The 17,823-nt window shown below is 72.6% G+C and carries 17 protein-coding genes; 5 read left to right on the top strand and 12 right to left on the bottom strand.

The annotated features are described in order from the left end of the window. Window positions 1–72 precede the first annotated feature (72 nt). The 10 genes from FYW99_RS18345 to hisD form a co-directional block, all read right to left on the bottom strand. Window positions 73–1,920 carry an ABC transporter ATP-binding protein gene (locus FYW99_RS18345; protein WP_150253228.1) on the bottom strand — a complete coding sequence of 616 codons (1,848 nt, stop codon included), beginning with the start codon at window positions 1,918–1,920 and terminating at the stop codon, window positions 73–75. Then, window positions 1,917–3,959 (bottom strand): ABC transporter ATP-binding protein, encoded by a 2,043-nt coding sequence (locus tag FYW99_RS18340; RefSeq protein ID WP_150253227.1) that lies wholly within the window; start codon window positions 3,957–3,959, stop codon window positions 1,917–1,919. Before FYW99_RS18340 ends, FYW99_RS18345 begins: the two co-directional genes overlap by 4 nt. Window positions 3,960–4,242: 283 nt before the next feature. Then, window positions 4,243–4,824 carry a peptidoglycan-binding domain-containing protein gene (locus FYW99_RS18335; protein WP_150253226.1) on the bottom strand — a complete coding sequence of 194 codons (582 nt, stop codon included), beginning with the start codon at window positions 4,822–4,824 and terminating at the stop codon, window positions 4,243–4,245. Between the two features lie 323 nt (window positions 4,825–5,147). Continuing rightward, window positions 5,148–5,921, bottom strand: a complete 774-nt coding sequence (gene hisF, locus FYW99_RS18330; protein WP_061083102.1) for an imidazole glycerol phosphate synthase subunit HisF — start codon at window positions 5,919–5,921, stop codon at window positions 5,148–5,150. Next, window positions 5,918–6,679: a bifunctional 1-(5-phosphoribosyl)-5-((5-phosphoribosylamino)methylideneamino)imidazole-4-carboxamide isomerase/phosphoribosylanthranilate isomerase PriA gene (gene priA, locus FYW99_RS18325; protein ID WP_150253225.1), complete on the bottom strand. Its 762-nt coding sequence runs from the start codon at window positions 6,677–6,679 to the stop codon at window positions 5,918–5,920. The genes hisF and priA overlap by 4 nt, the downstream gene beginning before the upstream one ends. 200 nt (window positions 6,680–6,879) lie before the next feature. Further along, window positions 6,880–7,539 (bottom strand): imidazole glycerol phosphate synthase subunit HisH, encoded by a 660-nt coding sequence (hisH, locus tag FYW99_RS18320; RefSeq protein ID WP_150253224.1) that lies wholly within the window; start codon window positions 7,537–7,539, stop codon window positions 6,880–6,882. 17 nt (window positions 7,540–7,556) lie between these two features. Beyond that, complete coding sequence (locus FYW99_RS31815; RefSeq protein ID WP_190394710.1) at window positions 7,557–7,718, bottom strand: hypothetical protein; 162 nt, start codon at window positions 7,716–7,718, stop codon at window positions 7,557–7,559. Continuing rightward, window positions 7,719–8,312, bottom strand: coding sequence for an imidazoleglycerol-phosphate dehydratase HisB (gene hisB / locus FYW99_RS18315; RefSeq protein WP_150253223.1), 594 nt, complete (start codon window positions 8,310–8,312; stop codon window positions 7,719–7,721). Between the two features lie 87 nt (window positions 8,313–8,399). After that, window positions 8,400–9,482 carry a histidinol-phosphate transaminase gene (locus FYW99_RS18310; protein WP_150253222.1) on the bottom strand — a complete coding sequence of 361 codons (1,083 nt, stop codon included), beginning with the start codon at window positions 9,480–9,482 and terminating at the stop codon, window positions 8,400–8,402. A 108-nt stretch (window positions 9,483–9,590) separates the two neighbouring features. Further along, complete coding sequence (gene hisD, locus FYW99_RS18305) at window positions 9,591–10,886, bottom strand: histidinol dehydrogenase (protein WP_223839182.1); 1,296 nt, start codon at window positions 10,884–10,886, stop codon at window positions 9,591–9,593. A 247-nt stretch (window positions 10,887–11,133) separates the two neighbouring features. Between hisD and FYW99_RS18300 the strand changes: the two genes are divergently transcribed. From FYW99_RS18300 to FYW99_RS18285, 4 genes are all read left to right on the top strand, one after another. Continuing rightward, window positions 11,134–11,694 (top strand): ferritin, encoded by a 561-nt coding sequence (locus tag FYW99_RS18300; protein WP_150253221.1) that lies wholly within the window; start codon window positions 11,134–11,136, stop codon window positions 11,692–11,694. Window positions 11,695–11,885: 191 nt separating this feature from the next. After that, window positions 11,886–12,662: an LON peptidase substrate-binding domain-containing protein gene (locus tag FYW99_RS18295; protein ID WP_150253220.1), complete on the top strand. Its 777-nt coding sequence runs from the start codon at window positions 11,886–11,888 to the stop codon at window positions 12,660–12,662. A 241-nt stretch (window positions 12,663–12,903) separates the two neighbouring features. Then, window positions 12,904–13,389 (top strand): Cys-tRNA(Pro) deacylase, encoded by a 486-nt coding sequence (ybaK, locus tag FYW99_RS18290; RefSeq protein ID WP_223839180.1) that lies wholly within the window; start codon window positions 12,904–12,906, stop codon window positions 13,387–13,389. A gap of 74 nt (window positions 13,390–13,463) precedes the next feature. Continuing rightward, entirely contained in the window at window positions 13,464–15,332 is a 1,869-nt protein-coding gene (locus FYW99_RS18285) for an AMP-dependent synthetase/ligase (protein ID WP_150253219.1), read from the top strand. 33 nt (window positions 15,333–15,365) lie between these two features. Here the strand turns inward: FYW99_RS18285 and FYW99_RS18280 are convergent, their stop codons facing one another. After that, complete coding sequence (locus FYW99_RS18280) at window positions 15,366–16,073, bottom strand: hypothetical protein (protein WP_150253218.1); 708 nt, start codon at window positions 16,071–16,073, stop codon at window positions 15,366–15,368. Between the two features lie 79 nt (window positions 16,074–16,152). Here FYW99_RS18280 and FYW99_RS18275 point away from each other — a divergent pair, with 79 nt between their 5' ends. Beyond that, window positions 16,153–16,692 (top strand): DinB family protein, encoded by a 540-nt coding sequence (locus FYW99_RS18275; RefSeq protein ID WP_150253217.1) that lies wholly within the window; start codon window positions 16,153–16,155, stop codon window positions 16,690–16,692. A gap of 224 nt (window positions 16,693–16,916) precedes the next feature. Here FYW99_RS18275 and FYW99_RS18270 read toward each other — a convergent pair whose 3' ends face one another. Next, a complete protein-coding gene (locus tag FYW99_RS18270) occupies window positions 16,917–17,759 on the bottom strand; it encodes a PadR family transcriptional regulator (RefSeq protein ID WP_150253216.1) in 843 nt (280 codons plus the stop codon). Window positions 17,760–17,823 lie beyond the last annotated feature (64 nt).

Below are 17,823 nucleotides of genomic sequence, written 5' to 3'. Positions count from 1 at the left end.
CGCCCCCGAATCAACGGTAGCCCGGCGGCTGTGCGGGCGCACCCCCTCCGGCTGGCCTGTGGACGACCCGGGTCAGGCCGAGGAGCGCACCCAGGAGGCGTACAGGTCGGCGTACACGCCGGGCCTGTCCACCAGCTCGGTGTGCGAGCCGCTCTGCACGATGCGCCCGGCGTCGAAGACGAGGACCCGGTCCGCGGCCTCGGCTGTGGACAGCCGGTGCGCGATGGCCACGGAGGTGCGCCCGCGCGTGAGCCGGTCCAGGGCGCGCTGGATGCGCACCTCGGTGTGCGGGTCCACCGCCGAGGTGGCCTCGTCCAGCACCAGCAGGTCGGGGTCGGCGATGTAGGCGCGCACCAGGGCCACCAGCTGCCGCTCCCCCGCCGAGAGCGACTCCCCCCGCTGGCCCACGGGGGTGTCCAGCCCGTGGGCGAGGCTGTCGAGCCACTCCGCCAGCCCCAGTTCGGTGACGGCGGCCTCCAGTTCGGCGTCGGTGCTCTCGGGGCGGGCGAAGCGGATGTTGTCGCCCAGGGAGCTGTCGAAGAGGAAGCCCTCCTGCGGGACCATCACCACGCGGCTGCGCAGGGAGGAGAAGGCCACCTCGCGCAGGTCGACGCCGTCGAGCCGGACGGTGCCCCGGGCGGGGTCCATGAGGCGGGTGAGCAGCTTGACGAAGGTGGTCTTGCCCGAGCCGGTCTCCCCCACCACGGCCACGCGGGTGCCGGGGGTGATCTCGACGCTGACGTCGTCGAGGACGACGGGTCCCTCGGGATAGGAGTAGGTCACCTCCTCGAAGGAGACCCGGACCGGTCCGCGCGGCAGCACCCGGCCCGCCTCGCCGGGGTCGGCGATGTCGGGGACGGTGTCGAGCACGCCCAGGACGCGGCGCCAGCCCGCGATGGCGTTCTGGGCCTCGTTGAAGATCTCGGTGGCCATCATCATCGGCTGGATGAACAGGGTCATCAGGAACAGGAAGGCGATGAGCTGTCCGGCGGTCAGGCCCCCGCCCAGTCCGAGCCAGACGCCGATGAGGACGACGGCGGTGTTGCCCAGGGCCGCGATGATCTCGGCGAAGGGCGAGACCGCCATGGACAGCCGCTGGGCGCGCACCTGGGAGCGGCGCGTGGTCAGGACGGTGGTGTCGATGCGCTCGGCGGTGCGCCGCTCGGTGCCGTGGGCGCGGATGACGGAGGCGCCCATGACGGTCTCGCCGATGACGCCGAGCATGTCGCCGGTGTTCTCGCGGACCTTGAGGTAGGCCTTGGACAGCAGCTTCTGGAGCCAGCGCACGCCGAACAGCAGCGGCAGGAAGCAGATCCACACCACGAGGGTGAGCTGCCAGGAGTAGACCGCCATCAAGGCGGTGGCGACCAGGAGCTGGCCGCTGCTGACCAGCAGGAGCAGGCCGCCCCACTGCATGAAGGTGCTGATCTGGTCGACGTCGCTGGTGACGCGGGAGACCAGGGCGCCCTTGCGCTCGCTGTTCTGGGTGAGCACGGACAGGTCGTGCACGTGCCGGAAGGCCTTGCGGCGCAGCGTGGCCAGGCCGGACTCGGTGGCCCGGTACAGGCGCACGTTCATCAGGTAGGAGCAGATCATGGTGACCACGAGCAGGGCGGCGCAGACGGCCACCATGCGGGTGACGAAGCCCAGGTCGGGTCCGTCCGCCCCGGACAGCCCGTTGTCGATGATCTGCTGGACGGCGACGGGCACGACGACCTTGCCCGCGGTGGCCACGACGGCGAAGGCCAGGGTGAGCCACAGGCCGCGGGCGAACTCCGGGGAGAGCCGCAGGCCGCGCTTGAGCGTGTCCATCGCGCCCTCGGAGGAGCGGTGCAGCGACACGGCCGGGTCGTCGGAGGAGCGGTCGGGCCGCTCCTCCCGCTCCCGCTCTCGCTGCTCGTCGCGGGTGGGCGCGCTCATCGGGTGGCCTCCTCGGCGGCGTCGTCACGGGTGGGGCGGGCGGGTTCGAGGGGGCCGGGCTCCTCGGGCAGCGGGGCGTTCTCGGCCTGCCCCTCGGCGGAGGCGCGTTCGTAGGCGGTGACGAGCCTGGTGTAGCCGGGCGAGGTGGTGAGCAGTTCCTCGTGGGTGCCGCGGGCCAGCACGCGCCCGCGTTCCATGTAGACGACCTCGTCGGCGAGTTCGATGGTGGCGCGGCGGTAGGCGACCACGAGCACGGTGGCGGCGTCGTCGCGTTCGCGCAGGCCCGCCAGGATCTGCGCCTCGATCTGGGGGTCGACGGCGGAGGTGGCGTCGTCCATGATGAGCAGCCGCGGTCGGCGCACGATCGCGCGGGCCAGGGCCAGGCGCTGGCGTTGTCCTCCGGAGAGGGTGGTGCCCTTCTCGCCGAGCCGGGCGTCGAGCCCGCCCTCCAGTTCGCGGACGAAGCCGTCGGCGCGGGCCAGGCGCAGGGCGGCCCAGACCTGGTCGTCGTCGGTGTCGGTGCCCAGGGTGATGTTGTCGCGGACGCTGTCCTCGAACACGAAGGTGCCCTGGGGCACCAGGGCCGCGTGCCGGGGGAGCTGGTCGCGGGCCAGGTCGCGCACGTCGACGCCGTCGAGGGTGACGGTGCCGGTGTCGGCGTCGACCAGGCGCATGAGGACGGTGGTGAGCGTGGACTTGCCTGATCCGGTGGGGCCGACCAGGGCGACGGTGCGCCCGGGGGCGATGTCCAGGTCCACGCCGTTGAGGACGGTGGTGCGCGGCTCGGTGTCGGCGCCGCCGTCCATCAGGTCGCGCGCGCCGCCCCGGGCGTCGTAGGAGTCGGCGTAGGAGAAGGTGACGCCGCGGGCGCTCAGGGCGATGCCGGTGGGGGTGTCCTCCAATGTGCGGGGGCCGTACTCCATGGCGCCGCCGGAGTTGAGGACGGACTGGACGCGGTCCCAGCCCACGACGCTGCGGGGCAGGTCGCCCAGGATCCACCCGAAGGAGCGGATGGGCAGGGCCAGGAGGGTGAACAGGAAGGCGATCTGGACCAGGTCCCCGGCGTCGATGGCGCCGGTGGACAGCCGCCACATGCCCAGGAGCAGGACGGCGAGCACGCCGAAGTTGGGCAGGGCCTCCATGACCGGGTCGAACATCGAGCGCATCCGGCCGACCTGGATGAGCGCGTCGCGCAGGCGGTGGGCGGCGGAGGTGAAGCGCTCGGTCTCGGTGTCCTCGCGGCCCAGGGTCTTGACGACGAGGGCCCCGTCGAAGGACTCGTGGGCGACGCCGCTGACCTCGGCGCGCAGCGCCTGGGCGCGGGAGGCCATGGGTGAGACGCGGCGCTGGAAGACGACGTTGGCGGCGGCCAGTACCGGGAAGACGACGAAGGCGACCAGGGACAGGACCGGGTCGGTGGTGACCATGGCGACGGCCGCGATGACCAGCATGAACACGCTGCCGACGGCCATGGGCAGCGGAGCGAGCGGCTGCCAGGCGGCCTCGACGTCGGCGTTGGCGTTGGACAGCAGCTGTCCGGTGGGGTGGCGGTGGTGCCAGGACAGGGGCAGTTCGAGGTACTTGCGGGCGACGGCGCGGCGGTAGCGGGCCTGCATGCGGAACTGCATGAGCGCGGCGAGCATGCGGCGCATGGCGATGCCGGTGCCCTTGCCCAGGCCCACCCCCATGAGGAGTGCGGCGGCCCCGACGAGGGCGGCGGCGGTGGTGCTGCCCTGCTCGAAGGCGGGGAGGATGGTGGCGTCGGTGAGGTAACCGAGGACGGAGGCGGAGCCGACGGTGACGGCGGCGTGCAGCATGGCGCCGATGACGGCGGCGAGGAAGACCCACGGCTCGGCGCGGGCGGCGGTCCACAGCACGCGCATACCGCGGGCGAAGACCCCGGTGTGCTCGGCGGCGTCGGCTCCCTCGCGTGCTCCCGGTCCGTCCGCTGCCTCGCGTGTTCCCGGTCCGTCCGCGGCTCCGGGCGGCGCCGACCCCTCCTCGTTCTCCGGTTCCCTGGTGCTCGTACCCCGCGCCATACGCCCCCCGTTCTCCTCCGTGGCCGGGCAGGCCCGGCACAGCCCGACACGCGCACGGCGGCCTCCGGGCATGCCGGAGGACGTGAATGTGCGCGTGTCGTGTCAACCTATCCAGCGGCACCGACAAGGTTCCACCGGATTGTTTCAGCGCACGGCGCGACGGGGCTATTCCGTCTGGTTCGGGGTGCGGCGGGGCCCGGGCCCCGAGAGGGTGGGCCCGGACAGCGCGGGAGAGGGCGCGCCCTGGTGCCCGGAGCGGGTCACCGGGGCGCTGCGGGGCCGGTCAGCGGGCGTAGTCCTGGTAGCTGATCACGGCGTGGAAGGAGACGGGCCCGAAGACGCCGTCGACGCCGATGTCGAAGTACTCCTGGGCGTCGCGGACGGCCCGTTCGGTGGCGGGTCCGTAGACGCCGTCGGTGGCCAGGTGGGCGTTGAACTTGGCGTTGAGCTCGCGCTGGATCATGGTGACGACCGGGCCGGTGTCGCCGCGGCGGAACTGGTGCTGGCCGAAGACCAACTCCTGGAAGTGCTCCCAGGTGTCGGGGTTGAGGTCGCCGTCGTCGTGCAGGCCGAAGGCCTGCTGGTAGGTGACGAGCGTGTCGTGGAGGTCCTGGTCGAACTCCAGGTCCAGCTCGCCGGGGTTGATCTCACCGTAGGAGAGCAGCATCTTGGCGGCGTAGACGTCGATGCTGGAGTCGCCGAGGGTGTACTCGGGCCAGACCTGGGACTCGATGGCGGCGAGGGCCTCGGGAGAGGTCTGGTCGAGGTCGTCCGCCAGGGCGGCGGGCGCGGTGGCGAGGGCGGTCGTCGCGGCGAGGGCGGCGGCCGCGAGAAGGGAGGCGGCCCGCCCGGTGGTGGTGGACATGGAGAGGTTCCTTTCCCCTGTGGTCCCTGTGGTCGGTGCTACACACAGTTCGATGTGTGAGACCCGCATCACGTTCACAAAATGCACACAAATACCACTACAAGGACACAGTTCTCTATCCTTGTCCCTTTTTCTCAGCACATACGCCAACCGATTCGACGGCGTGCGCGTGTACGGGTCCACGGAGCGGAACCGGACCCCGGCCGGGGGCGAGTCCCCGCCAAGGAACGGGCGGGCCGCGCACGCACACGGCCTCCGCGCGAGCGCGCGGAGGCCGTGTGCCCGGAGCCGGCCGAGCCGTCCGGGGCCGGGGCCCGCTCCGCTCAGCGGACGGGGTGGCCCGCCTCGCGCAGGCTCTTCTTGACGTCGGCGATGGTGAACTGCCCGAAGTGGAAGACCGTCGCGGCCAGCACCGCGTCCGCGCCCGCCGCCACGGCCGGGGCGAAGTGCTCCACGGCGCCCGCGCCGCCGGAGGCGATCAGCGGCACCTCCACCCGCGAGCGCACCGCCCGGATCAGCTCCAGGTCGAAGCCCGACCGGGTGCCGTCGGCGTCCATCGAGTTGAGCAGGATCTCCCCCGCCCCCAGCTCCGCGGCGCGCTCGCACCACTCCAGGGCGTCGACCCCCGCGCTGCGGCGCCCGCCGTGCGTGGTGACCTCGAACCCGCTCGGGGTCGGCCGCCCGCCCTCGCGCACCCGGCGCACGTCGGCGGAGAGCACCAGTACCTGGCGGCCGAAGCGCTCGGCGATCTCCCGGATGAGCTCGGGCCGGGCGATGGCGGCGGTGTTGACGCCCACCTTGTCCGCGCCCGCGCGCAGCAGCCGGTCCACGTCGTCGGGGGTGCGCACCCCGCCGCCCACGGTCAGCGGGATGAACACCTGGTCGGCGGTGCGGCGCACCACGTCGTAGGTGGTCTCCCTGTCACCGCTGGAGGCGGTGACGTCGAGGAAGGTGAGCTCGTCGGCGCCGTCGGCGTCGTAGGTGCCCGCCAGCTCCACCGGGTCGCCCGCGTCGCGCAGGTTCTCGAAGTTGACGCCCTTGACCACCCGCCCGGCGTCCACGTCCAGGCAGGGGATGACGCGTACCGACACGCTCACCGCTTCACGCTCCCGGCCTCGCGCACCGTGGCCAGGGCGTCCTCCAGGGTGAAGGCGCCCTCGTACAGGGCGGTGCCCATGATGGCGCCCTCCACGCCCAGCGGCACCAGCGTGGCGATCGCCCGCAGGTCCTCCAGGCTGGAGACGCCGCCGCTGGCCACCACCGGCTTGTCGGTGCGCTCGCACACGGTGCGCAGCAGGTCCAGGTTGGGGCCCTTGAGGGTGCCGTCCTTCTGGACGTCGGTGACGACGTAGCGGGCGCAGCCCTCCGACTCCAGGCGCTCCAGGGTCCGCATGAGGTCGCCGCCGTCGCGGGTCCAGCCGCGCGCGGCCAGGGTGGTGCCGCGCACGTCCAGGCCGATCGCGATCCGGTCGCCGTGCTCGGCGATGATCCTCGCGCACCACTCGGGGTTCTCCAGGGCGGCGGTGCCGATGTTGACCCGCCTGCACCCGGTGGACAGGGCGGCGGCCAGCGACTCGTCGTCGCGGATGCCGCCGGACATCTCCACCTTCACGTCCAGGCGGCCGACGATGTCGCGCAGCAGGTCGCGGTTGTGGCCGCGGCCGAACGCGGCGTCCAGGTCCACCAGGTGGATCCACTCGGCACCGGCGGACTGCCAGGCCAGGGCCGCCTCGAAGGGGTCGCCGTACTGCCCGCCGGAGCCCGCCTTGCCCTGGACGAGCTGGACGGCCTGGCCGCCCGCCACGTCCACGGCGGGGAGCAGTTCGAGTACGGGGGTGGTGGTCTCGCCGGTCATGGAGTCATCTCGTTCTCGTCGGAAGGATCGGTCTGAGGATGCGGCGGGCCAACGCGGTACCGGAGAAGTTCACAGGTCCGCCGTCCGCATGCGTGATCTTGTACTTGCAGCGAGGTTCGAGCGCCCGACCTGGCTACAAGTACAAGATCACCACGGATCGAATCCCATGTGTCACACCGGCAGCGTTTCCGGCCGGTCTGTCAGAGGGTGTCGACCCAGTTGGCCAGGATGCGGGCGCCCGTGTCCCCGGACTTCTCCGGGTGGAACTGGGTGGCCCACAGCGGCCCGTTCTCGACGGCGGCCACGAACGGCTCGCCGTGCTCGGCCCAGGTCACCCCGGGCGCGGGGATGCGTTCGTTGGTGGGCGTGAACCCCCACTCGCGCACGGCGTAGGAGTGCACGAAGTAGAAGCGGTCCTCGGGCCCGATCCCGGCGAAGAGCCGGGTGTCCTCGGGCGGGCGGACGGTGTTCCAGCCCATGTGCGGAACGACGGGCGCGCGCAGGCGGTCCACCGTGCCGGGCCACTCTCCGCAGCCCTCGGTGACCTCCTCCCCCTCTTCGGAGCCGGAGTCGGCGCGTTCCACTCCCCGGTCGAAGAGCACCTGCATCCCCACGCAGATGCCCAGGACCGGGCGTCCCCCGGCCACGCGCCTGCCGATGATCCGGTCTCCGCCCGCGGCCCGGAGGCTGGACATGCACGCGCTGAACGCGCCCACGCCCGGGACGACGAGGCCGTCCGCGTCGAGGGCGGCGTGCGGGTCGGAGGTGACGGTGACGTCGGCTCCGGTGCGCTCCATGGCGCGCTGCGCCGAGCGCAGGTTGCCGGAGCCGTAGTCGAAGACGACCACTCGTGACGGCATGGTGCTGCCCTTCCCCTTCAGAAGTAGTCCAGGCGCAGTACGCCGGAGGCCAGCGCGAGCGCCGTGCATCCGGCCAGGACGACGGCGAGGGGCCGGTTGACCCTCCACAGGGCGTACGCGCCCCCGGCGAGGAAGCCCCCGAGCACGATGAGGGCGATCCCCCACAGGTGTCCGTCCATCTACAAAGCGCCCTTGGTGGACGGGATGCCGCTGACGCGCGGGTCGTCCTCGGTGGCCGTGCGCAGGGCGCGGGCCAGCGCCTTGAACTGGCACTCGACGATGTGGTGGGCGTTGCGGCCGTAGGGCACACGCACGTGCAGGGCGACCCGCGCCTGGGCCACGAACGACTCCAGGATGTGGCGGGTCATGGTGGTGTCGTAGTCGCGGCCGATCACCGGGGCCATGCCCTCGGGCTCGCTGTGCACCAGGTAGGGGCGGCCGGAGACGTCGACGGTGACCTCGGCCAGGGCCTCGTCCAGGGGCACCTTGGCGTCGGCGAAGCGGCGGATGCCGCGCTTGTCGCCCAGGGCCTCGCGGAAGGCGGCGCCCAGGGCCAGGGCGGTGTCCTCCATGGTGTGGTGGGAGTCGATGTGCAGGTCGCCCTCGGTACGCACGGTCAGGTCGAACAGGCCGTGCTTGGCGAGCTGGTCGAGCATGTGGTCGAAGAAGCCGACGCCGGTGGAGACGTCGGCGACGCCGGTGCCGTCCAGGTTGATCTCGACCAGGACCTTGGTTTCCTTGGTGGTGCGCTCGACGCGTCCGGTGCGGCTCATGGTGGCGGAACTTCCTCGCTCGGTGCGGTGGGTGGGGGGCTCGGCCGGGTCGGCCCCGGCGGCGGTTTCGGGGTCGGCGGGCACGGCTCAGCGTCCGGTGGCGCGGAGCAGGGCCCGGCGGAAGGCGGCCATCTCCTCCGGGGTGCCGACGGTGACGCGCAGCCAGCCGGGCGGGCCGACCTCGCGGATGAGGACCTGCTGGTCGAGCATGTCCTGCCAGACGCGGGTGCGGTCCTCGAACTCGCCGAACAGGACGAAGTTGGCGTCGGACTCGGCGACGGAGAAGCCCTGCTCGCGCAGCCAGGCGACCAGGGAGTCGCGTTCGGCGCGCAGGTCGGCGACGGCGGCGAGGAGTTCGTCGGCGTGGTCGAGCGCGGTGAGCGCGACCGTCTGGGTGACGGCGGACAGGTGGTAGGGCAGGCGGACCAGTTGGAGGGCGTCGACCACGGCCGGGTGGGCGGCCAGGTAGCCCACGCGCGCACCGGCCAGGGCGAAGGCCTTGGACATGGTGCGCGAGACGACGAGCCTGGGGTGCTCGGGCAGCAGGCTCAGCGCGCTGGGCGTGCCCTCGCGGCGGAACTCGGCGTAGGCCTCGTCCACGACCACGACGCCGGGGGCCGCCGCCAGGACGCGCTCGGTGTCGGCGAGGTCCAGGGCGGTGCCGGTGGGGTTGTTGGGCGAGGTGAGGAAGACGACGCTGGGCTGGTGCTCGGCGATGGCGGCCAGGGCGGCGTCCACGTCGATCCGGAAGTCGGCTCCGCGCGGCACGGACACCCAGCCGGTGCCGGTGCCCCGGGAGATGATCGGGTGCATGGAGTAGGACGGCTCGAATCCCATGGCGACCCGGCCGGGGCCGCCGAAGGCCTGGAGGATCTGCTGGAGGACCTCGTTGGAGCCGTTGGCCGCCCACACGCGGTCGGCGGTCAGGCCGTGGCCTAGGTAGGCGGCCAGGCCCTCGCGCAGGCGGACCGCGTCCCGGTCGGGGTAGCGGTTGAGGCCCAGGGCGGTGTCGGCGACCGCCTCGGCCAGTGCCTTGGCCAGGCGCGGTGAGGGCGGGTGCGGGTTCTCGTTGGTGTTGAGCACCACGGGCACGTCCAGCTGCGGCGCGCCGTAGGGCGAGCGGCCGCGCAGGTCGTCGCGCAGGGGCAGGTCGTTCAGGGTGAAGCTCACGGTTGCACGCTCATGGTCGGTCGGAGGCGGTCGGGGGCGTGCGGGTCGCGGCCGGTGCGGCCGCGGGGTCCGCGCTCCCGGATCCCGCCGGGCGGGTGGCCGTCGGGCTCAGGCCGGGTCCGTGCGCGCGGCGACGGCCTCGCCGTGCGCGGGCAGGTCCTCGGCGTTGGCCAGGGCGACGACGTGGTGGGCGACGTCGGCCAGCGCCTCGCGGTCGTACTCGACCACGTGCACGCCGCGCAGGAAGGTCTGCACGCTCAGGCCGCCGGTGTGGCAGGCGCAGCCGCCGGTGGGCAGCACGTGGTTGGACCCGGCGGCGTAGTCGCCGAGGGAGACCGGCGAGAAGTCGCCGACGAAGATCGCGCCCGCGTTGCGCACGCGCGCGGCCCACGCGGCGGCGTCGGCGGTCATGACCTCCAGGTGCTCGGCGGCGTAGGCGTTGACGACGGCGAGGCCGTGGTCGAGGTCGTCGACCAAGGCGATGCCGGACTGCGGGCCGGACAGGGCCTCGCGGACGCGGTCGCCGTGCTTGGTGGCGGCCACGCGTACGGCGAGGCGGTCGGTGACCGCCTCGGCGAGCGCCTCGTCCGGGGTGACCAGGACGGAGGCGGCGACGACGTCGTGCTCGGCCTGGCTGACCAGGTCGGCGGCGACGTAGTCGGGGTTGGCGGTGGCGTCGGCGAGGATCGCGATCTCGGTGGGACCGGCCTCGGCGTCGATGCCGATGACGCCCTTGAGCAGGCGCTTGGCCGCGGCCACCCAGATGTTGCCGGGGCCGGTGACCATGTCGGCGCGCTCGCAGGGGCCCGCCCCGTAGGCGAACATGGCGATGGCTTGGGCGCCGCCGACGGCGTAGACCTCGTCGACGCCGAGCAGGGCGCAGGCGGCGAGGATGGTCGGGTGCGGCAGTCCGCCGAAGGCGCTCTGGGGGGGTGAGGTGACCGCCAGGGAGCGCACTCCCGCCTCCTGGGCGGGGACGACGTTCATGACGACGCTGGAGGGGTAGACGGCCCGGCCGCCCGGCACGTAGAGGCCGACGCGGTCGACGGGGATCCACTTCTCGGTGACGGTGCCGCCGGGCACGACCCGGGTGGTGTGGTCGGTGCGGCGCTGGTCGCGGTGGACCGCGCGGGCGCGGCGGATGGACTCCTCCAGCGCGGCGCGCACGGCGGGGTCGAGTCCGTCCAGGGCGGCCTCGATCGCGTCCTTGGGCACGCGGATGTCGGTCAGTCTCACGCCGTCGAAGCGCTCGGTGAGTTCGACCAGCGCCTCGGCACCGCGATGGCGTACGTCCTCGCACAGGGGGCGTACGCGCTCGGCGGCGGCCGCCACGTCCAGTTCCGCGCGCGGAAGGGCCTGACGCGGGTCGCCTTGGGTGCCTCGGAGGTCGATTCGACTGATCACGGTCCCAGTCTAGGGGGAAGTGCCCATTCGGTGGGCGGTGCCGTCCGGATGATGGACGCCACACGCGCGCCACCGGCGGGTACGCGCCGGTCCGGGAGGTCGCCGACGGGGCGCACCGAGCACACGAATAAGTGCGCCCTAAGTTTGGGACACCTAACCTTATTAACCTTCAGAAAGGCTTGCCTAAGAAATTCGGGTCACACCGATAAATGTCGCGAAATGCTTTTGCGTGCGTTATCGTGTACCCATGACTTCGAACAAGAGCAGCGATATCGGCCTTTCCAAGTTCCATCGGCTCCTCGTGGACCAGGTGCGGCACGAGTTCACGGCCTCGCACCAGTACGTGGCCATCGCCTCCTGGTTCGACGACCACGACCTGCCCCAGCTGGCGCGGGTCTTCTACGAGCAGTCCCTGGAGGAGCGCGACCACGCGATGATGATCGTGCGTTTCCTCCTGGACACCGACGTTCCGTTCTCCCTTCCGGGCGTGGACGAGATCGAGACCGATTTCGCCGTGCCCCGGGACCTGGTCGCCCTGGCCCTTCGCCAGGAGCGCGAGGTGACCGACCAGTTCCAGCGCCTGGCCAAGGTCGCCCGCGACGAGGACGACTACACCGGCGAGCAGTTCCTCCAGTGGTTCATCCAGGAACAGACCGAGGAGGTCGCCAAGATGTCGACCCTCCTCAACGTGGTGGACCGCGCCAACGGCAACCTGTTCGACGTGGAGACCTTCGTCGCCCGGGACATGCCCAGCGAGGACGGCGGCAGCCAGGGCGCGCCCGGCACCGCCGGTCCGTCGGTCTCCTGACCCCGCGACCCGGGACCACCGGCCGCCCCCGGGCGGCCGTCTCCGAGGCCCGGGGCACCGGACGCCCGTTCCAGAGGGGGGACGCGGGCACCGTGCCCCGGGCCGCTCCGCGTCGTGGGGGCCGTGGCCGGGTGGGGACGCGCCGCCGGTTTCGGCGCCCGCGTTCCCGGCATGAGGGGCATACTGGAACCATGCCCTTGGCCCTGCCGATCTTCCCGTTGAACACCGTGCTGTTCCCCGGTATGACCGTTCCCCTGCACGTCTTCGAGCAGCGCTACCGCCGACTGGTCGCGGAGCTGCTCGGGCCCTCCTTCGCCCAGGGGGACGACCTCGGACGCGGCCGGGGGCCGCTCCGGTTCGGCGTGGTGTGGATCGAGCTGGGCCAGGAGGTGGCCTCGGAGTCCGGCCAGGGTGCGGGCGGCGCCGACACGGGGACGCCCAGCACCGGCGGAGCGGGCACCGCGCTGCCCCGGATCAGCGCGACCGGGTGCACCGCCCTGGTGCGCGACGTGCGCACCTACGAGGACGGCCGCTACGACCTGGTCGTGGAGGGCGGCGCGCGGTTCTCCATCACCGACCTGTCGGAGGTGGACGCCTCCTCCCCGGAGGAGTACTCGACCGCGTCGGTGGCCTTCCTGCCCGAGCCGGCGGGCCCGGACGTGGAGGAGCACGCCGAGCGGGTGCGCGACCTGTTCGGGACCTACTCCCAGCGCCTGGCCTCGATCGGGATGTCGCCGGACGCCTCACCCGACCTGCCCAAGGACCCCATCGCGCTGTCCTACGCGGTGGCCGCGGCCGCGGTCCTGGACCAGGCGGAGAAGCAGCGGCTGCTGGAGGCCGAGGACGCCGCGACCCGGCTGGCCGTGACCGCCCGGTTCCTGCGCCGGGAGAACCGCATCGTGGCCGCCCCCACGCTGCCCAACCTCCCCGCGGGCCCTTTCCTCAACAACGGTGTGTCGTTCAACTAGGCGCGTCCGCCGCGCGCCCCGGAGTGCGCGGCGCGTTTTCCGGTCCCTTTCCGGGCCGAAGGTCCCGATACCGGTGTCCAGCGGAGGAAACACCGCCTTTCCCCGCACGCCTGCGCGCGGTCCGGCCCCGTGTTGGCCTAGCCTGCTGTGCGAACCGGTGCGGCGTGCCCGGGACCCCGACCCGGGCTGTTGCGACGCACGCACCAGCGCGTTCGCGCGCAGAGAAGGAACCAGGTACTCAATGAGCGCAAAAGCCACACCCGCGACCGTGGCCGCCGGGCGGACCAAGACCACGTACACACTGCACCCGTACGAGGTGGACGGGCCCTCGGACGGGCACTCCTACGGCACCGACGCGGCCGACGCGCTCGGCGTCCCCCGCGAGCACGTCTTCAAGACCCTGATCACCGAGGTGGACGGGCAGCTCACCGTCGGGGTGGTGCCCGTCAGCGCCACGCTCGACCTCAAGGCGCTGGCCGCCGCGGTCGGCGGCAAGAAGGCCGCCATGGCCGACGCGGCCCTGGCCGAGAAGGCCACCGGGTACGTGCGCGGCGGGATCAGCCCCCTGGGCCAGCGCAAGCGGCTGCGCACCGTGATCGACGCGTCGGTCACCGATCTGCCCACGGTCTACGTCTCGGCCGGACGGCGGGGTCTGCAGATGGAGCTCAAGCCCCGGGACCTGATCACGCTCACCGAGGCGGTCACCGCGCCGATCAGCGCCTCCTGACCCCGGACGGGGACCGTTTCCGAGGGCGTGCACGAATTGTTGCCGGGTTACCTACCCAGGGGTAGTTTTGTGACATGCGCAACACTTCATCCCCCTTTTCCTCTGTTCCCGGTATGTTCCTCTCCCGCGTCGCCGAGTCAGCCGACTCCGAGGCGTTCAGCTATCCCCTCCCAGGCGCGTCCGGCGCCCCCGAGAAATGGGAGACCCTCACCTGGTCAGAGACCCGTGACCGGGTGCGCGACATCGCGTTGGGCCTGCACGACCTGGGCGTGACCCCCCAGGCCCGGTGCGCGATCGTCTCCAGCACGCGCGTCGAGTGGATCCTCGCCGACCTGGCCGTGCTGTGCGCGGGCGGTGCCTCCACCACCGTCTACCCCTCCTCCGCCCCGCCCGACTGCGCCTACATCGTCTCCGACTCGGGCAGCATGGTGGCCTTCGCCGAGAACGACGAGCAGGTCGCCAAGCTGGTCGACCAGCGCGCCCAGATGCCGGGGCTGTCGCGGGTGATCGCCTTCGAGGGCGCGGCCGGGGGCGACGACGACTGGGTGATGTCCCTGGAGGAGCTGGCCGCCCGGGGCGCCGAACTCCACGCCGGGAACCCCGACCTGTTCGAGGCGCTGGTCGCGGCGGTCGAACCCGACCACCTGGCCACGCTGATCTACACCTCCGGCACCACGGGCAGGCCCAAGGGCGTGCGCCTGGACCACGCGAACTGGCTCTACGAGTCCCAGGCCATGGCGGACCTGGACACCGAACTGCGCGCGCAGGGCTGGGACCTGATGGGAGCCGACGACGTCCAGTACCTGTGGCTGCCGCTGTCGCACGTGTTCGGCAAGCTCATGCAGGTCAGCCAGTTGCGGATCGGCTTCCGGACCGCCGTGGACGGCCGCCCCGAGCGGATCGTGGACAACCTGGCCGTCGTGCGGCCCACCTTCATGGCCGCCGCCCCGCGCATCTTCGAGAAGGTGTACAACCGCGTGGTCATGCAGGCCCGGGAGGGCGGCGCGGCCAGGTACCGGATCTTCCGGTGGGCCGCGGGGGTGGGCGACCGCGTCGCCCGGCTCAGGGAGGAGGGCCGCGAGCCCACCGGACTGCTCGCCGCGCAGTACCGGGTCGCCGACAGGCTCGTGTTCGCCAGGCTGCGGGCGCGCTTCGGCGAGCGGCTGAAGTTCTTCATCTCCGGCAGCGCGCCGCTGTCCCCCGAGATCGGCCGGTTCTTCTACGGCGCCGGGATCGTCATCCTGGAGGGCTACGGGCTCACCGAGACCAGTGCCGGGACGTTCGTCAACCGCCCCGGCGACGTGCGCTTCGGCACGGTCGGACTGCCCATGCCCGGCACCGAGGTGCGCATCGCCGAGGACGGCGAGGTACTCATCCGGGGTGGGGGCGTGATGCGCGGCTACCACAACCTCTCCGGTGCCACGGAGGAGGTGCTCACCGCGGACGGCTGGTTCGCCACCGGCGACATCGGCGCGCTGGAGAACGGCCGCCTGCGCATCACCGACCGCAAGAAGGAGCTGATCAAGACCTCCGGCGGCAAGTACGTGGCGCCCCAGAGCATCGAGAGCCGCTTCAAGGCGCTGTGCCCCTACGTCAGCAACCTGGTCGTGCACGGCGACCGGCGCCCCTACTGCGTGGCGCTGGTGGCCCTGGACCCCGAGTCCATCGACACCTGGGCGGCGGAGCACGGATTGGGCCACCTCAACTACACGGGCCTGACGCGGGAGCCGAGGGTCCGGGAGATGGTGCAGGAGGCCGTCGACGAGCTCAACCGGGGCCTGCCCCGGCACGAGACCGTGAAGAGGTTCGCGATCCTGCCCAACGACCTGACGGTCGAGGAGGGCGAGATGACGCCGAGCCTGAAGATGCGGCGGCGGGTGGTCGAGGACAGGTACCGCGACCTGCTCGACGGCATGTACGAGGAGAGCGTCCGCAGGCTCTGAGGGCAGGGACGGAGGGCAGGGGCCGGAGCGGGGTCAGCCTCGGGGGTCCTCCGGTCCCGCCTGGTCGTGCTCGGCCGGGATCGGCTCGACGGGGGACGGGTGCGCGGTCGGGTCCGCGTCCGGGCCGCGGCCGACCGGAGCGCCGGGTTCGGCGTGCGCCTGCGCCTCCGGGTCCCGCCGCACGGGCACGTGCCGGGGCACACCGGGCAGGTCGCGGCGCACGAAGCTGATCGCGTCGAGCAGCCCGTACTGGAGGACGAACACCAGGGGCCAGATCAGCAGGAAGGCGGTCGCGTCGAGCTGGAGCCCGGTCTGTACCGTGGCGCCGGGCTCGGCCGCGCCGACGGCCGCGTGCGCCGGGCCGTCCAGGGCCACACCGATGCGCCAGGTGAGCACGGCTCCGCCCAGCGATCCGAGGAAGCCCGTGACCAGGCAGACCATGCGCAGGTCCTGGAAGCGGCGGCGCGACAGCGGGAACTGGGCCATGTAGGCGGTGTAGCCCGCGATCAGCCCGGTGCAGGCGGTGATGAGGGCGAACCAGCCCTCGCCCGCGAACACGTCCTCGGTGGTTCCGGTGAAGACCTCGCCCCCGCCCAGGGCGGTGCCCTCCGCACGCGGCGCGAGGCCCCACCACAGCGGCCCCAGGACCGCGCCCAGCAGGAGGAGGACCCCCAGGACGCACGCTCCCACAACCAGTCGGCGTGTCGGCGCCGACTTCTCCCCCCGGTTGCGCTCCGCCATCTCCCCCACTCTCCGCGCCCCGTCCCGGCCTGCGGAAAACCAGTGGATACGGGGCATAGCCGGAACGGAGAATACCGGCATGAGTGACAAGAACAGCCCCCTGGCCGTCCCCGGACTCCAGCGTGTCGACCCGCCCAAGGCCGCCGACGAGCGCACCATGCTCACCAGCTGGCTGGACTGGCACCGCGCCACGGTCCACGCCAAGTGCGCCGGGCTGTCCCCCGAACACGCCGCCGCCACTCCCCTGCCGACGTCCCCGCTGATGAGCGTGGGCGCCGTCGTCTCCCATCTGCGCTGGGTGGAGCACGCCTGGTTCGAGATGATCCTGCTGGGGCGGCCCGACGAGGGCTACGCCACCCCGGAGGACCCCGACGCCGAGTGGCGCCGGGGCGGACAGGTCCCCCTGGCCCGGCTCCTGGAGGAGTACGAGGCCCAGTGCGTCCGCTCCCGAGAGATCACCGCCCGGTTGGAGCTGGGTTCGGGCTCGCGGCGTGCCCACCGGTCGGAGGGACACACCACGCTGCGGTGGGTGCTGGTGCACATGGTCGAGGAGACCGCCCGCCACAACGGCCACCTGGACGTCCTGCGCGAACTCGCCGACGGAACGACCGGCGAGTAGTCCGCGCGGCGGGGCGACGGGCTCCGGGGTGAACGACGCGCCCCGCGGGCCGAGGCACCGACGGGTCGAGACGTTGGCGGGCTGGGGCACTGACGGGCTGGCGGGCTGGGGCGCTGGCAGGTGGAACCGCTGACCGGCAGAGGCACTGACACAGCAGGGGGTGCCCGGGGACGTGTTCGCGTCCCCGGGCACCCCCGCGTCGTCACCGGCCCGTGCCCGGCGCCTCAGACCTCGTCGTCGTCCGCCGGAGCGGAGGCGGTGTCGGCCTCCTCCTCCGCGAGGATGAGGTAGAGGCCCCGCCGGGTCTCGACCAGGAGCCGCTTGGCCCGCTCCAGCTGGTCGGCGCTGCCCGCCTGGGCGACCTGCGCCGCGGCCGCGCTGAGCTGGTAGGCCAGGGCCGCGATCTCCTCGTACCGGGACCGGGTGTCGGCGTAGGCGTCGGCGACCGCCTCCCAGGGCGGGGTGAGCCCGGCGCCGTGCTCCTCCAGGTGCGCGATGCCCTCCTCGGTGAGCCGGTAGGGACGGCGGCGCCCCTCACCCTCCTGTTGGACGACCAGGCCCTCGTCCTCCAGCTGCTGGAGCATGGGGTAGACCGAGCCCGGGCTGGGCCGCCACATGCCGCCGCTGCGGTCGCGGCCCTCCCGGATGATCTCGTAGCCGCTGCGCGGCTCCTCCGCGAGCAGCAGCAGGATGCCGGTGCGCACATCGCCCCGCTTGGCGCGGTGCCCGCCCCGGCGTCGGCCGCCGGGGCCGCCTCCCGGGCCGAACCCCCCACCCGGTCCGAAGCCTCCGGGACCGCCGGGGCCGAAGCCGCCGAACGGGTGGTCGTGGCCGAAGGGCCCCGCTCCCCAGGGCGGCTGTCCCGGCCCCATCGGGGGTTCGGGGGGTGGGGGCGGGCCGGGCGGACCGAACGCGAACCGCTCGCCGCCGCCTCGCGGACCGTGGTGGTCCCCGTACTCGGAAAACCCGCGTCGCTCGTCCTGCGGTCGGCGACCCCAGGGGCGGCGCGAACGGCGCGGTCCGCGTGCGTCCCAGGACCAGGGGCCGGGCAGTGCCATGGCGCTCATGGTGTCCTCCTTGAGGTGGTGCGATACAGAGCGACTATCGTGCTCCGTTCTTATAGATCAAAGA

The organism is Nocardiopsis deserti, from assembly GCF_008638355.1.
In the GTDB taxonomy this organism is placed as follows: domain Bacteria; phylum Actinomycetota; class Actinomycetes; order Streptosporangiales; family Streptosporangiaceae; genus Nocardiopsis; species Nocardiopsis alborubida.
The sequence above is the reverse complement of the archived record's forward strand: the minus strand, read 5'-3'. Positions and strand labels throughout refer to the sequence as shown.